The 14,733-nt window shown below is 65.1% G+C and carries 11 protein-coding genes; 10 read left to right on the top strand and 1 reads right to left on the bottom strand.

Annotated features, from left to right (window positions below; genetic code table 11):
* Positions 1–74 precede the first annotated feature (74 nt).
* The 8 genes from kdgD to ACCD03_RS19465 all read left to right on the top strand — a co-directional run bounded on the left by kdgD (position 75) and on the right by ACCD03_RS19465 (position 10,239).
* A complete protein-coding gene (gene kdgD / locus ACCD03_RS19500) occupies positions 75–1,013 on the top strand; it encodes a 5-dehydro-4-deoxyglucarate dehydratase (protein ID WP_045203990.1) in 939 nt (312 codons plus the stop codon).
* Between the two features lie 27 nt (positions 1,014–1,040).
* On the top strand, positions 1,041–2,612 hold the full coding sequence (locus ACCD03_RS19495) for an aldehyde dehydrogenase (NADP(+)) (RefSeq protein ID WP_413412607.1): 1,572 nt from the start codon (positions 1,041–1,043) through the stop codon (positions 2,610–2,612).
* 99 nt (positions 2,613–2,711) lie between these two features.
* Positions 2,712–4,064 carry an MFS transporter gene (locus ACCD03_RS19490; RefSeq protein ID WP_045203988.1) on the top strand — a complete coding sequence of 451 codons (1,353 nt, stop codon included), beginning with the start codon at positions 2,712–2,714 and terminating at the stop codon, positions 4,062–4,064.
* Between the two features lie 18 nt (positions 4,065–4,082).
* Entirely contained in the window at positions 4,083–5,492 is a 1,410-nt protein-coding gene (locus ACCD03_RS19485; protein WP_413412606.1) for an enolase C-terminal domain-like protein, read from the top strand.
* Positions 5,493–5,527: 35 nt separating this feature from the next.
* On the top strand, positions 5,528–7,129 hold the full coding sequence (gene garD / locus ACCD03_RS19480) for a galactarate dehydratase (RefSeq protein WP_316675900.1): 1,602 nt from the start codon (positions 5,528–5,530) through the stop codon (positions 7,127–7,129).
* Between the two features lies 1 nt (position 7,130).
* Complete coding sequence (locus tag ACCD03_RS19475) at positions 7,131–7,976, top strand: NAD-dependent epimerase/dehydratase family protein (protein ID WP_413412605.1); 846 nt, start codon at positions 7,131–7,133, stop codon at positions 7,974–7,976.
* A gap of 4 nt (positions 7,977–7,980) precedes the next feature.
* Complete coding sequence (locus tag ACCD03_RS19470) at positions 7,981–8,883, top strand: SMP-30/gluconolactonase/LRE family protein (protein WP_325650462.1); 903 nt, start codon at positions 7,981–7,983, stop codon at positions 8,881–8,883.
* Between the two features lie 54 nt (positions 8,884–8,937).
* Positions 8,938–10,239 (top strand): MFS transporter, encoded by a 1,302-nt coding sequence (locus ACCD03_RS19465; protein WP_413412604.1) that lies wholly within the window; start codon positions 8,938–8,940, stop codon positions 10,237–10,239.
* A 22-nt stretch (positions 10,240–10,261) separates the two neighbouring features.
* Here the strand turns inward: ACCD03_RS19465 and ACCD03_RS19460 are convergent, their stop codons facing one another.
* Positions 10,262–10,843: a hypothetical protein gene (locus tag ACCD03_RS19460; RefSeq protein ID WP_413412603.1), complete on the bottom strand. Its 582-nt coding sequence runs from the start codon at positions 10,841–10,843 to the stop codon at positions 10,262–10,264.
* Between the two features lie 252 nt (positions 10,844–11,095).
* Here ACCD03_RS19460 and ACCD03_RS19455 point away from each other — a divergent pair, with 252 nt between their 5' ends.
* Together ACCD03_RS19455 and ACCD03_RS19450 are read left to right on the top strand one after the other, a co-directional pair.
* Complete coding sequence (locus ACCD03_RS19455; RefSeq protein ID WP_413412602.1) at positions 11,096–11,878, top strand: MHYT domain-containing protein; 783 nt, start codon at positions 11,096–11,098, stop codon at positions 11,876–11,878.
* Positions 11,879–11,973: 95 nt separating this feature from the next.
* The gene (locus ACCD03_RS19450) at positions 11,974–14,709 is read left to right on the top strand and encodes a DNA translocase FtsK 4TM domain-containing protein (protein WP_413412601.1); all 2,736 of its coding nucleotides are present in this window, start codon (positions 11,974–11,976) and stop codon (positions 14,707–14,709) included.
* Positions 14,710–14,733 lie beyond the last annotated feature (24 nt).

Raw genomic sequence — 14,733 nt, 5'->3', positions numbered from 1 at the left:
AGTTGGCTTGGACTTGAATCGATGCGGGTGCAAGAATTCGCTCATCAACAACACGCATTCATCGCGAGCGAGACATGTCCCGATACAGCCCCAAAGAATTCGCCCAACAGATCGGCTCTGGTCTGCTGTCTTTTCCGGTCACGCACTTCAAGGCGTCGGACCTGTCGTTCGACGAGGCAGCGTATCGCGCCAACCTGAACTGGCTGTTCAGCCACGATGCAGCCGGCCTGTTTGCCGCCGGTGGCACGGGCGAATTCTTCTCGCTCACCGCGGCTGAAACCGACCACGTGGTGCGCGCTGCCGTGGCGGAAACCGGCGGCAAGATTCCGGTGATTGCCCCGGCTGGCCGCGGCACGGCCGAATCGATCGAATACTGCAAGGCCGCTGAAGCTGCCGGCGCCGACGGCATCCTGTTGCTGCCGCCGTACCTGACCGAAGCCTCCGCCGACGGCGTGGCCGCGCACGTGGAGCAGGTCTGCAAATCGACCAAGCTGGGCGTGATCGTCTACAACCGCGCCAACCAGATCCTGGACGAGAACCACCTCGAACGCCTGGCTGACCGCTGCCCGAACCTCGTCGGCTTCAAGGACGGTGTAGGCGACCTGGAACTGATGACCCGCATCTACGCCCGCCTGGGCGACCGCTTTACCTACGTTGGTGGCCTGCCGACCGCCGAGACCTTTGCGCTGCCGTACCTGACGATGGGTGTGTCGACGTATTCGTCGGCCATTTTCAACTTCGTGCCGAAGTTCGCGCTAGAGTTCTACGCCGCCGTGCGAGCGTTCGACAATGCCAAGGTCTACAAGATGCTCAACGAATTCGTGCTGCCGTACATCCAGCTGCGCAATCGCAAGCGCGGCTATGCGGTGTCGATCGTCAAGGCCGGTATGAAGGTCATTGGCCGTGATGCAGGTCCGGTCCGCGCCCCCTTGACCGACCTGACCGATGCCGAGACGGCAGAACTGTCTGCGTTGGTGTCGCGCATTGCCGAAGTGGAAAAGCTGGCGGCCTGAGCGCAACCGAAAACACAAGGAATCGATATGCAATTGAGCGGCGAACTGTTGTTGGGTGCTGCCCGCGTAGCGGGTGGTGCCGGCAAGGTTCGCGCCATGAACCCCGCCACCGGGGAATGGCTCGAACCCGAATTCACCCTGGCCTCCAAGGCCGATGCCGCACGTGCCGCTGAACTGGCCGCCGCGGCTTTTGACGTTTACCGCGAGACCGCGCCGGAAACCCGTGCAGCCTTCCTGGAAGCCATCGCCAGCCAGATCGAAGCGCTGGGCGATGCGCTGATCGAACGCGCGATGGCCGAATCGGCATTGCCGCGTCCGCGCCTGGAAGGCGAGCGTGGCCGCACGTGCAACCAACTGCGCCTGTTTGCAAGCGTAGTGCGTGCCGGCGATGCCGTGGGCGCACGCCTTGATTCGGCCCTGCCGGAGCGCAAGCCGCTGCCGCGCTCGGACCTGCGCATGCGCCGCATCGCACTGGGCCCGGTGGCGGTGTTCGGCGCGAGCAACTTCCCGCTGGCGTTCTCGGTGGCGGGTGGTGATACCGCGTCGGCGCTGGCTGCAGGTTGCCCGGTGGTCGTGAAGGCGCATCCGGCGCACCCGGGTACGTCCGAACTGGTGGGTCGCGCCATTCAAGCTGCGGTTGCCCAGTGCGGGCTGCCGGAGGGCGTGTTCTCGCTCATCCTCGCGGACAACGACGCGGCTGGCGCACTGGTGGCCGATCCGCGTATCCAGGCAGTTGGCTTTACCGGCTCGCGCGCGGGCGGCCAGGCGCTGTTGCGCATTGCGCAGACCCGTCCGCAGCCGATTCCGGTGTATGGCGAACTGAGCGCCATCAACCCCGTCTTCCTGCTGCCCGATGCCCTGGCCAAGCGCGCTGCTGCGCTGGGCCAGCAATACGTGGCATCGCTCACGATGGGCGCTGGCCAGTTCTGTACGAACCCGGGCCTGCTGCTCGCCATCGACGGGCCGGAACTGGATGCCTTTGAAGCTGCCGCCGCTGCCGCCATGGGCGACGTGGCTGCGCAGCCGATGCTCACGGCCGGCATCCACACCGCTTACACGCGCGGCGTCGACAAGCTGGCCGCCGAGGCCAACGTGCGCTGCGTCGCACGCGGGCAAGAGAGCGACCAACCCAACCGCGGGCAAGCCGGCTTCTACATCACCGATGCGAAGAGCTTTCAGGCGCAGCCGGCGCTGCACGATGAGATCTTCGGCGCGACCGGCCTGGTTGTGCGTTGCCGCGATGCAGAAGAGCTGCGCGCGCTGGCCGAATCGCTCGAAGGCCAGTTGACCGCCACGCTGCATCTGGATGCGGGCGACACAGCCATCGCGCGTTCGCTGCTGCCGATTCTGGAACGCAAGGCGGGCCGCATTCTGGCCAACGGCTGGCCGACCGGCGTCGAGGTGTGCCACGCCATGGTGCACGGCGGCCCATGGCCGGCAACCACGGATGCACGCACGACTTCGGTTGGCTCTGCGGCCATCGAGCGCTTCCTGCGCCCGGTGTGCTACCAGGATCTGCCGGCCGAACTGCTGCCCGAGGCCCTGCAAGACGCCAATCCGCTCAAGCTGCGCCGTTTGGTGGATGGAAGCTGGGCCTGAAGCCGTAACAGTCGAATAGCAAAAACAACACGCCGGGCCGCACAGGACCCGGCAACTTGAACCGACCGGCACGACGGGTGCCGGCTTAAGGAGGAGACGATGGACATCAAAGCCCCTGCAGTGGGAGCACAGGCCGTGCCGCGCGCTGAGCGCATGAGCCGCGTGCGTTTCGTGATCCTCGCGATGCTGTTTATCGTGACGACCATCAATTACGCCGATCGGGCGACCATCTCCATTGCCGGCTCGGCCATGCAGAAGGAACTCGGCATCGATGCCGTGTCGCTTGGCTATATCTTCTCGGCGTTTGGCTGGGCCTATGTGATTGCGCAGATTCCGGGCGGCTGGTTGCTTGACCGCTTCGGTTCCAAGCGCGTGTACACGTTCAGCATTCTGCTGTGGTCGCTGTTCACGCTGGCGCAGGGTGCGATCGGCTTCTTTACCGGCGCGACAGCCATCGCTATGGTGTTTCTCCTGCGCTTCCTCGTGGGCGCGGCAGAGGCGCCGTCCTTCCCTGCGAACAGCCGTATCGTGGCAGCGTGGTTTCCGGCCAATGAGCGCGGCACTGCAGCGGCCATCTTCAACTCCGCACAGTATGCCGCCACGGTGGTGTTTGCCCCGCTGATGGCCTGGCTGGTGCACGCGTTCGGCTGGCATCACGTGTTCATCGTGATGGGCGTGATCGGTATCGTCATGGCGGTCGTGTGGAGGGCGTTCGTGCACGAACCGAAGGACCACCCGGGTGTGAACCGCGCCGAAATCGAGTACATCGAAGCCGGCGGCGGCCTGGTCAACATGGACCGTGCCGGCGCGGCAAAGACGGAAGGGCCGAAACTCGGCTACGTCAAGCAGCTCCTGCAGAACCGCATGCTGATGGGTGTGTACATCGCGCAGTACTGCATCAATGCGCTCACGTACTTCTTCATCACGTGGTTCCCGGTGTATCTGGTGCAGGCGCGTGGCATGTCGATCCTGAAGGCGGGCATCGTCGCGTCGATTCCCGCGGTGTGCGGTTTCCTGGGCGGCATTCTGGGCGGGATCATTTCTGACGCGCTGCTTCGCCGTGGTGCGTCGCTGTCGGTAGCGCGCAAGGTGCCGATCGTGCTGGGCATGCTGCTCTCCATGACCATGGTGATCTGCAACTACGTCGATGCGCAGGCCATCGTGGTGGCGGTCATGGCGCTGTCGTTCTTCGGTAAGGGCCTCGGTGCGCTGGGTTGGGCGGTGAACTCGGATACGGCGCCCAAGCAGATCGCCGGCTTGTCGGGCGCGCTGATGAACACGTTCGGCAACCTGTCGAGCATCACGACCCCTATCGCCATCGGCTACATCGTCAACACCACGGGTTCGTTCAACGGTGCGCTGGTGTACGTCGGTATCCACGCTGCAGTTGCGATCGTCTGCTACCTGTTCATGGTGGGCGAGATCAAGCGTGTGGAACTGAAGCCGCTGTAAGCCACGGGAGCCTTGGAAGTGACATTGCAATCGATCGAATCCGGCGCACGCACGCACACACCGAGTGTGACGGAAATGCTGGTGATCCCTGTCGCGGGCCGCGACAGCATGCTGCTGAATCTGTGCGGCGCGCACGCTCCGTTCTTTACGCGCAACCTCGTCATCCTGAAGGACACCGCCGGGCGCACCGGCGTGGGCGAGGTGCCGGGCGGAGAGGGCATCCGTCAGGCGCTGGAACGCGTGATTCCGCTCGTGATTGGTCAATCGATCGGCCGTACCAACGGCGTGCTGAACAGCATTCGCCGGGCGCTGGCGGGTGGCGGCAATGCCGCGCACCAAGCGACGGTGCACCAGGTGACCTCGGCCTCGGAAGCCGCCGTGCTGCGTCAGCCGCACGAGATCAACCTGCGCATGGACAACGTCATCACGGCGGTGGAAGCCGCGCTGCTCGATCTGCTTGGCCAGTTCCTGGAGGTGCCGGTGGCAGAGCTGCTCGGTGCCGGCCAGCAGCGCGATAGCGCTCCAATGCTCGCCTACTTGTTCTACGTGGGCGACCGTCGCAAGACCGACCTGCCATACCTGGATGGCGCCAACGGCGCCGACGACTGGCTGCGCCTGCGCCACGAAGCCGCGATGACGCCCGACGCCATTGCACGCCTGGCTGAAGCTGCCACCGTGCGCTACGGTTTTGCCGATTTCAAGCTCAAGGGCGGTGTGATGCCCGGTGCCGATGAGATGGAAGCGATTGCCGCCATCAAGGCGCGCTTCCCGCAGGCCCGTGTGACGCTGGACCCGAATGGCGCATGGTCGCTCAACGAGGCGATTGCGCTGTGCAAGGGGCAGGGGCATCTGCTGGCCTATGCCGAAGACCCGTGCGGCCCCGAAGCCGGCTACTCGGGCCGTGAAGTGATGGCCGAGTTCAAGCGCGCCACGGGCATCCCGACGGCTACCAACATGATCGCCACCGATTGGCGTCAGATGGGCCACGCCGTCCAACTGCACGCGGTCGACATTCCGCTGGCAGATCCGCATTTCTGGACCATGCAAGGCTCCGTGCGCGTCGCGCAGTTGTGCGACGAGTGGGGCCTGACGTGGGGCTCGCACTCCAACAACCACTTTGACGTGTCGCTGGCGATGTTCACGCATGTGGCCGCAGCCGCGCCGGGCAACATCACGGCCATCGATACGCACTGGATCTGGCAGGAAGCCGAGGAGCGCCTGACGCGCGAACCGCTGCGCATCCAGGGCGGCCATGTGGCTGTGCCGGAGCGTCCGGGCCTCGGTATCGAAATCGACATGGAGCGCGTCATGGCGGCCCATGCCCTGTACAAGACTTTGGGCCCTGGCGCGCGTGATGACGCCATGGCCATGCAATACCTCGTGCCAGGCTGGGCGTATGACCCGAAACGTCCGAGCCTGGGACGTTGAAGCAAAACCTGTTTGTATCAATCACGGAGTCTGTGATGTCTGAACCGACGCTGGCCCCTGAAGCCGGCAACGTAACTGAAAAGGCGCTGACGATTCGCGTGCACGATGGTGACAACGTCGCCATCGTCGTCAATGCACGCGGCTTGCCGGCTGGCACGGCACTGGCCGATGGCACCGTGCTCGTCGAAGGCGTGCCGCAAGGCCACAAGGTGGCGCTGGTCGACCTGGCCGAAGGCGACGCCATCATCCGCTACAACGAGGTGATCGGCTATGCCGTGAAGCCGCTGCCGCGCGGTAGCTGGGTCAACGAGCACGCCGTGAAGCTGCCGTCCGCTCCCGCGCTGGATGAGCTGCCGCTGGCCACGCGCCCCGATCCCAAGCTCGCCAAACTGGAGGGCTACACCTTTGAGGGCTATCGCAACGCGGACGGCACGGTCGGCACGAAAAACGTGCTCGGCATCATGACCAGCGTGCAGTGCGTGGCCGGCGTGACGGATTACGTTGTTGGCCGCATCAAGCGCGAGCTGCTGCCGCGCTTCCCGAACGTTGACGATGTGGTGGCGCTGAACCACGTGTATGGCTGCGGCGTCGCCATCAATGCGCCGGCCGCCATCGTGCCGATTCGCACGCTGCAAAACCTGGCGCTCAACCCGAACTTTGGCGGCGAGATCATGGTGATCGGCCTGGGCTGCGAAAAGCTCGTGCCCGAACGCCTCGTGCCGGAAAGGCTCGCACCGGGTGGCCGCATTCCCATCGAAGTTGCCGGCACGGCGGATTCGCCGGTGCTGCGTCTGCAGGATGAAGCCTTCGACGGCTTCATTGGCATGACCGACGCCATCATGGAGATGGCCGAGCGCCGCCTGGAACACCTGAACAAGCGCCAGCGCGAAACCTGCCCCGCGTCCGACCTCGTGGTCGGGGTGCAGTGCGGCGGCAGCGATGCGTTTTCGGGCGTGACGGCCAACCCCGCTGTGGGCTTTGCGGCAGACCTGATCGTGCGTGCAGGCGGCACCGTGATGTTCTCGGAAGTGACCGAGGTGCGTGATGCCATTCACCTGCTCACGCCGCGCGCCATCGATGAAGACGTCGGCCGTGCGCTGCTGCGCGAGATGGCGTGGTACGACAACTACCTGAGCGGCGGCCAGACCGACCGCAGCGCCAACCCGTCGCCGGGCAACAAGAAGGGCGGCCTGTCCAACGTTGTGGAAAAGGCGCTGGGTTCGATCGTCAAGTCTGGCAGCACGCCCATCGTCGACGTGCTTGGTCCGGGCGAGAAGGTGCGTCGCAAGGGCCTGATCTTTGCCGCAACGCCCGCGAGCGATTTCGTGTGCGGCACGTTGCAGCTGGCCTCTGGCATGAACCTGCAGGTCTTCACTACCGGCCGCGGCACGCCGTATGGGCTTGCCATGGCGCCGGTCATCAAGGTGTCGACGCGCAAGGCGCTGTCCGAGCGGTGGCACGACCTGATCGACCTCGACGCCGGCCGCATCGCCACGGGCGAAGCGAGCATTGCCGACATCGGCTGGGAGCTGTTCCACCTGATTCTTGACGTGGCGAGCGGCCGCAAGGAAGTTTGCGCCGACAAGCTGGGCCTGCATAATGCGCTGGCTCTGTTCAATCCCGCCCCGGTGACCTGATATGACCACTGAAGTACACGTTCAACCCGACCCGCTCGCGGGGGTGACCACGCGTTGCCACCGCCTGCTGCTGACTGGCGCAGGCGGCAACCTTGGCAAGGTGCTGCGCGAGCGGCTACCCAAATACGCCGATTTTTTGCGCTTGTCTGATATATCAAATCTCGGCGAAGCGCGCACCGGCGAGGAGCTCGCACCGTGTGACCTGGCTGACGCGAAAGCCGTTGATGCGCTTGTCGCCGGCACGGATGCGATCGTGCATCTGGGCGGCGTGTCGGTCGAGCGGCCGTTTGAAGAGATCCTGCCGGCCAATATTGCAGGTACCTATAACCTGTACGAAGCCGCGCGTCGCCATGGCGTGCGCCGCATCGTGTTCGCCAGCTCGAACCACACCATTGGCTTCTACAAGCAGGGCGAGGTGATCGACAGCACCGCGCCCACCAAGCCCGATGGCTACTACGGGCTGAGCAAGGTGTTTGGCGAACAGCTCGCCAGCTTCTATTTCGATCGCTATGGCATCGAGACGGTCGCCATCCGCATCGGCTCTTCGTTTGCCGAAGCGAAGGACCGCCGCATGCTTGTCACCTGGCTCGGCTACGACGACCTGGAGCAGCTCATCCGCCGCGCGCTGTTCGTCCCACGCGTGGGCTTTACCGTCGTCTACGGCATGTCGAACAACCGCGACCGCTGGTGGGACAACCGCCACGCTGCGCACCTTGGCTACACACCTACGGAGACGAGCGAGATCTTCCGCGCACAGGTCGAGGCACAACCGCCGCTGCCCGCCGATGACCCGGCTGCGCAGTACCAGGGTGGAGCGTTTGTCAAAGCCGGCCCGTTCGGAGGCTGACGCAATGCAAGTGAATGTAGAGCCGACTGTCGAGCGCATTGGCAGCATGCAATGCGGTGTGGGCGAAAGCCCCATCTGGCATGCCGGCGAGCAAGCGCTGTACTGGACGGACATTCCGGGCCGCAGGCTGTGGCGCTGGAACTTCTTCTCCGGCCAGACCAACAGCTGGGCGCTGCCTGAGATGGCCGGCTGTATTGCCATGACGTCCAACGGTTGGGCGATGGCCATGGAGACAGGCATCTTCCTCGCACCCCAGCCCCGCGCCGGCGCCGAGCTTGGCCCGCTGCAGTGTCTCGCCACCGTGGCGCACTCGCGCCCTGACATGCGCTTCAACGACGGCCGCTGCGACCGCCAGGGCCGTTTGTGGGCCGGCACGATGGTGTTCGATACCTCGCTAGGTCTGCCGCTCGGCAAGCTGTATCGCTTTGATGCGGAGGCTGCGCGCGCCGGGTGTGTCGATGCCGTCATCGACGATCTGATCGTGCCGAACGGCTTGGCCTTCAGCCCCGATGGCAAGACGATGTATCTGTCGGATTCGCATGCAAGCCGCCAGACCATCTGGGCCTTCGACTACGACGTTGACAGCGGTACGCCGCACAACCGCCGCGTCTTCATCGATATGAACGCGCACCCGGGCCGCCCCGATGGCGCTGCGGTGGACGCCGACGGCTGCTACTGGATCTGCGGTAACGATGCGGGGTTTGTGCATCGCTTCACGCCGGATGGTCGTCTCGATCGCAGCATCGCCATTCCCACGTCCAAACCTGCCATGTGCGCGTTCGGCGGGCCTGGGCTGGATACCCTGTTCGTTACGTCGATCCTGATCGGCGACGACCCGCTCTCGGGCGCCACGTTTGCAGTGCGCCCGGGCGTGACCGGATTGCCGGAACCCGTCTTGCACCTCTGAACCTGCAATACGCCCCGCACACAAGAACAAACCGGGGCTCTTAGGAGACAACAAATGAAACCCATCAAAGGCTTGCGCTGGTGGATCATCGTCCTGGTACTCAGCGGCCTGATCATGAACTACCTGGCCCGCAATGCGCTGGCCGTGGCGGCGCCCGAAGTGAATAAGGTGCTGAACATCAGCACGCAGCAGTACGGCTACATCGTTGCGGCATTCCAGGCAGCCTACATGGTGATGCAGCCGGTGGCGGGCTACGTGCTGGACGTGCTCGGCACCAAGCTGGGTTTTGCGCTGTTTGCAGCGGCGTGGTCGGTGGTCTGCCTGCTGCACAGTACGGCGGGGAGCTGGCTGTCGCTGGCGGCGTTCCGGGCGATGCTGGGGATGACGGAAGCGGCAGGTTTCCCTTCGGCGCTGCGGGCAACGGCGGAGTGGTTCCCGGCCAAGGAGCGGTCGATTGCAACCGGCTGGTTCAACATCGGCTCGTCCGTGGGCGCGGTGGTGGCGCCCCCACTGGTGGTCTGGTGCATCTTGCACGGCAACTGGCGCTTTGCCTTTGTCGTGATCGGCGGGATCGGGTTGGTGTGGAGTGTGCTGTGGTTCCTGCTGTATCGCGTGCCGGCCAAGCACCTTCGCCTGTCGGAAGAGGAGCGCGATTACATCCGCGCCGGCCAGGAAACATCGGACGACAACGCGAATGCGCCCAAGCCCTCGTGGGGCAAGATCGTCAGCGGCCGCCGGTTCTGGGGCATCGCCATCCCGCGCTTTCTGTCGGAGCCGGCGTGGCAGACGTTCAATTACTGGATTCCGCTTTATATGGCCACCGAGCGCCATATGAACCTGAAAGAGATTGCCCTGTTTGCGTGGCTGCCGTTCCTGGCAGCGGACGTGGGGTGCGTGCTGGGCGGTTATCTGGCGCCGTGGTTCCAGAAGCGGTTCTCGGTATCGCTCGTGACGTCTCGCAAGCTGGTGATGGTGACGGGCTGTCTGTGCATGATCGGCCCGGCTTGCATTGGTCTGGCGACGAGCCCCTACACGGCGATTGCGCTGTTCTGCGTGGGTGGCTTTGCCCACCAGACGCTCTCTGGCGCGCTCTATACGCTCACGTCCGATATGTTCGGCAAGCATGAAGTCGGCACGGCCGTGGGGCTGGCAGGCATGTCGGGCTACATGGGTGGCATGCTCTTCTCGCTGGCGGTCGGCACGCTGGCAACGACCATCGGCTACAACCCGCTGTTCGTGGCGCTGGCCGTGTTCGACATCGTGGCGGCCATCCTCGTGTGGACCATGCTCAACGATACACAGGCGCGTCCGGTGCCAGTGCAGCCAGGCGGAACGGCACCCAGCACGGCGGTTTGATTTCTCTTGTCGCCAACGTCGATCACGCAGCCCGCTGAGCAATCTTCGGATTGAGCTTGGCAGGGCTGAGCGGGTCGAAGTCGACCCACTCGCCGTTGCGCCAGCGGCCTGCGGCTTCTTCGACATCCATCCCGCCGGCGCTGGCCAGAATGCGCGCGGCTTCGGCCTCGCGGTCGGGTGTCACGCGCGCCGCCAGCAGCACGCCGGAATGGCGCGTGCGCAACGTGGCGTCGGGCGGCTGCGCAGGATTGGGCTCGTCTCGCGTGGCGAGCATCGCACCCGCCAGCGAGCCGATATAGGCGCCCACCCCGGCCGCGACCACCGAGAACAGCACGGCCACGTGCAACGCAAGCAGCAGCACCACCCCGGCGACGGCGCCAATGGAGGCGCCAATCGCCATTCCCTTGCCCGCGCCTGCATGAGCACGTGCGGCACCCGGGTCGGCATTGCGATCGCCGCCAATCGGAAATGCCGCGTGCTGGCCGGATGGGTTGACGAAGAAGACGTTTACATCGTCCTCGGAAAAGCGCTGGGCGAACAGCGCACGCGCGGCGCCTTCGGCGCGATCAAACGTGTCGAAACGGGCAGCGACGATGAGCGACATGGGGCCTCCTGAGAAACGCATTTCCCATAACGCAAGCAAGCCGGGGGCCTGCGCCCAAAGTGGACCCAAAGTTACTTAGATCAGGTAATTGGCCGGGCAACCACGCGTCGCCATACTTGCCCACCAAGGCCCGATCGAGACCAATTCCAGCCACACGATAACGAAAACGTGGCTGCCCAGGAATCAAGGGCAGCCGGCCGATACCGCCCGGCAATCCGGCGGTCTTTTGGTATCCCAACGGGAGGGTGTGTCATGTTCAACGGCTTTTCTGCGGTGCCGGGCGCCGTCGTGCCCTATGCGTACGACTGGCTGCTGGTGGGGCTGTCGTATCTGATCTCGGTGGCAGGGGCGTATGTGGGCTTGCGATGGTCCAGACGCGTGCGCAACAAGAACGGCACCATCGACATGGACAGGCTCGTGTGCGCCAGCGTGGCGCTCGGCGGCGGTGCCGTCTGGTCGATGCATTTCATCGGCATGGCGGCCTACCGGACACCGGTCCGGATCGAGTTTGATCTCTTCATGACCCTGGCGTCACTCGCGGTGGTGATGGTGTTTGCCGCCGGCGGCCTCGTCATTGCATCGCGCACCACGGGCAACCGCCTGCGAAACGTCGCAGAGGGCGGCGTGCTGACCGGCGTGGGTGTGGCGGTGATGCACTACACCGGCATGGCCGCCGTGCACACCAACAGCAACTTCGACTGGGACATCTCCATCATGGGTGTCTCGGCCTTGATTGCGGTGCTGGTGTCGATGGTCGCGCTGTGGCTCGCAACAACCGTCAAGACACGCGGCCAGCAGTTCGGTGCGGCGCTCATCATGGGGGTGGCCGTCTGCGGCATGCACTACACGGGCATGACAGCCGGCACGATGATCTGCACGGGGCAGAGCTATTCACCGTCGCTGTTCGCCATTGAAGGCAGCAATATCGGCTATGCGGTGTTTGCGCTGGCCGGCACCATCCTGATGATCATCCTGCTGATCGAGGCCTCGCGCAGCGCAAGCACACGGGCCACTGCATCGGGCACGCTGCGCTGAATCGTGTTGCCAGTAAGCCCGGCCGGGTGTTTTTCGGTCGGGCGAATCTCATGGCGGTGGCGCGCCCCGCTACAATCGCGGCCTGGCATTTGTCGATGGCGTTTGAAATGGTGCTTGGCTGGTTTGGGATTTCCACCGTGTGGCTGCTGCCGCTGGTGTGGCGGTATGTAACGCGCGCGCTGGCGGGGGAGCGGGACTTCCTCAAAGGTCGGGGCACCGTGCGGCTCTGGCTGGTGACGCTCGTCGCGCTGAGCGCTAGCGCCGCGCTTGAAGCGCTGACCTCTGGCGCCGATCCGCAGGATAAGGCGGGAGGTGCTGCCGGGCGCGCAGTGTCGTCGCTGTTCTCGCACATGCTGGGCTGGACAGGGGCGTTCCTCCTGATGCTCGGCGTGCTGATCTGGGTCGCGCCCATGGTGTTCGGACGATCGTGGGGACAGGTGTTCAACCGCCGCCGCACGGCTGATGCCGAGACGCCTGCCGAGCCAGACACCCGCCACGACGAACCCCTTGACGATGGCTTGAAACCGACCGCGCTTGGTCTCGGCGGGGCAGGGGAGACGCGCTGGAGCGGTAATACCGGCCACACGCAGCCGGCCGTGCGTCACCGTGGCATCGAAGCTGTTTCTGCGCGGCGCCAGCCCGCGTGGCAGCCACCCCCGCGAACGCGCCCCTCGCCGCCGCAGCCAGGCGAAATCTGGCCGCTGATCGATGCAAAGAAGGGCGCGCCGGCAGACGCGCCCGCAAGCGCGAAGACGGCGCCGCCTGTCGCAGCGCCCATTCCGCCGAAGGCGCCTCCAGCACGCCCCAAACCGCGCGCCACGATCGTCAGCAGCCCGTTCCATCAACCGCAACTGGGTCTGCAGGCCTCAGCACCTGCGCCAGCGGCATCTGCGGCGCAGGCCATGCCAGCAAGCGAGCCGGTTGTTCTGGCTGAGCCCGCGGTGCAGGAGTTGGTGGAAGCGCAGGCTGCCGTTGCAGAAACTCAGACCGTGGATCTGGACGCGGTACGCCAGGAGGCTGAGGCGCTCCTGGCTGAACTGCGCGGGCTGATGGCGCCCGCCGTAGTGACGATGCCTGAGCCGGAGGTTGCCGAGCCGCTAGTCGAAGCTGACGCTGCTCCGATTGTCGAAGCATTGCCCGAGGTGGAAGTGCTGCCCGCCACGCCGTCCATCGAGCCGACCGCGCAGCCGGAAGCCGCGCCTGCATTGCCGACGCCCAAGCCGCGCATCGTCTTGCCGGCCGTGGTGGGGGAGGTGGTGTCACGCGCGGCACCAGCCATCGCCGCCGTACCCGCGCCGGCGCCCGCTCTTGCGCCTGTTCCGGCGCCTGCCGCACCGCGCATCGTCGATTACCGCTTGCCGGGCGCCGCATTGCTGACCGCCGCATCAACCAGCGCGGAAGCGGTCTCCGCCGAACATCTGGAAGAGACCAGCAACCTGATCGCCCAGCGCTTGGCGGAGTTCAAGGTACCGGTGACGGTCGTTGGCGCCTCGGCCGGCCCGGTCATCACGCGTTTCGAGGTCGACCCGGCGATTGGCGTGCGCGGCGCGCAGGTCGTCGGGCTGATGAAAGACTTAGCGCGCGCGCTCGGCGTGACGTCCATCCGCGTGGTCGAGACCATCCCCGGCAAAACGTGCATGGGCCTGGAACTGCCCAACGCCAAGCGCGAAATGATCCGCTTGTCGGAAGTCGTGAACGCGGCGGATTTCCAGGCGCACGCATCGCACCTCGTGCTGGCCATGGGCAAGGACATCACCGGCAACCCGGTGGTGACCGATCTCGCACGCGCACCGCACCTGCTGGTGGCCGGCACGACCGGCTCGGGCAAGTCGGTGGCCGTCAACGCGATGATCCTGTCGATGCTGTATAAGGCCACGCCCGACGACGTGCGCATGATCATGATCGACCCGAAGATGCTGGAACTCTCGGTGTACGAGGGCATTCCACACCTGCTGGCGCCGGTCGTGACGGACATGAAGCAGGCCGCGCACGCGCTCAACTGGTGCGTGGGCGAAATGGAAAAACGCTACCGCCTGATGTCGGCGCTGGGCGTGCGCAACCTGGCGGGCTGCAACCAGAAAATCCGGGCCGCGGAACAGGCCGGCCGCAAGGTGCCGAACCCGTTCTCGCTTACGCCTGATGCGCCCGAGCCGCTCTCGACGCTGCCGCTGATCGTGGTCGTCATCGACGAGCTGGCCGACCTGATGATGGTGGCCGGCAAGAAGATCGAAGAACTGATCGCGCGCCTCGCACAGAAGGCCCGTGCCGCCGGCATCCACCTGATTCTGGCGACGCAGCGGCCGTCGGTGGACGTCATCACCGGCCTCATCAAGGCGAACATTCCCACACGTGTGGCCTTCCAGGTGTCATCCAAGATCGATTCGCGCACGATTCTCGATCAGATGGGCGCCGAATCCCTGCTTGGACAGGGCGACATGCTGTTCTTGCCACCGGGCACCGGCTATCCGCAGCGCGTGCACGGCGCGTTCGTTGCCGACGAAGAAGTGCACCGCGTGGTTGAACACTGGAAACAGTTTGGCGAACCCGAATACGACGAGGCCATCCTCGCCGGCGATCCGGCCGAAGCTGCCGCAAGCGGTGATCTGTTCGGTGGCGAAAGCGGCGATGCAGAAGCCGATCCGCTCTACGACGAAGCGGCTGCGTTTGTGCTCAACACGCGCCGCGCTTCGATTTCTTCGGTGCAGCGGCAACTGCGCATTGGTTACAACCGCGCAGCTCGGTTGATTGAGCAGATGGAAGCGGCTGGGCTGGTGTCGCCGATGGGGCGCAATGGGCAGCGGGAGGTGCTGGCGCCGGGTGGCGGGGAGTGACAGGCGCGCGTCTATTGCCTGTAG

Origin of the sequence: Ralstonia sp. Ralssp135, from assembly GCF_047304345.1 — a bacterium.
Lineage (GTDB): Bacteria > Pseudomonadota > Gammaproteobacteria > Burkholderiales > Burkholderiaceae > Ralstonia > Ralstonia chuxiongensis.
Note: the sequence above shows the minus strand (reverse complement) of the source record. Positions and strands in the feature narration are given on the sequence as shown.

What these genes read in the sequence shown, in the direction of transcription:
- ACCD03_RS19465 (WP_413412604.1), top strand. Translation starts at nt 8,938, where the DNA reads ATGAAACCCATCAAAGGCTTGCGCTGGTGGATCATCGTCCTGGTACTC.
- ACCD03_RS19450 (WP_413412601.1), top strand. Translation starts at nt 11,974, where the DNA reads ATGGCGTTTGAAATGGTGCTTGGCTGGTTTGGGATTTCCACCGTGTGG.
- ACCD03_RS19475 (WP_413412605.1), top strand. Translation starts at nt 7,131, where the DNA reads ATGACCACTGAAGTACACGTTCAACCCGACCCGCTCGCGGGGGTGACC.
- kdgD (WP_045203990.1), top strand. Translation starts at nt 75, where the DNA reads ATGTCCCGATACAGCCCCAAAGAATTCGCCCAACAGATCGGCTCTGGT.
- ACCD03_RS19490 (WP_045203988.1), top strand. Translation starts at nt 2,712, where the DNA reads ATGGACATCAAAGCCCCTGCAGTGGGAGCACAGGCCGTGCCGCGCGCT.
- ACCD03_RS19455 (WP_413412602.1), top strand. Translation starts at nt 11,096, where the DNA reads ATGTTCAACGGCTTTTCTGCGGTGCCGGGCGCCGTCGTGCCCTATGCG.
- garD (WP_316675900.1), top strand. Translation starts at nt 5,528, where the DNA reads ATGTCTGAACCGACGCTGGCCCCTGAAGCCGGCAACGTAACTGAAAAG.
- ACCD03_RS19495 (WP_413412607.1), top strand. Translation starts at nt 1,041, where the DNA reads ATGCAATTGAGCGGCGAACTGTTGTTGGGTGCTGCCCGCGTAGCGGGT.
- ACCD03_RS19470 (WP_325650462.1), top strand. Translation starts at nt 7,981, where the DNA reads ATGCAAGTGAATGTAGAGCCGACTGTCGAGCGCATTGGCAGCATGCAA.
- ACCD03_RS19460 (WP_413412603.1), bottom strand. Translation starts at nt 10,843, where the DNA reads ATGTCGCTCATCGTCGCTGCCCGTTTCGACACGTTTGATCGCGCCGAA.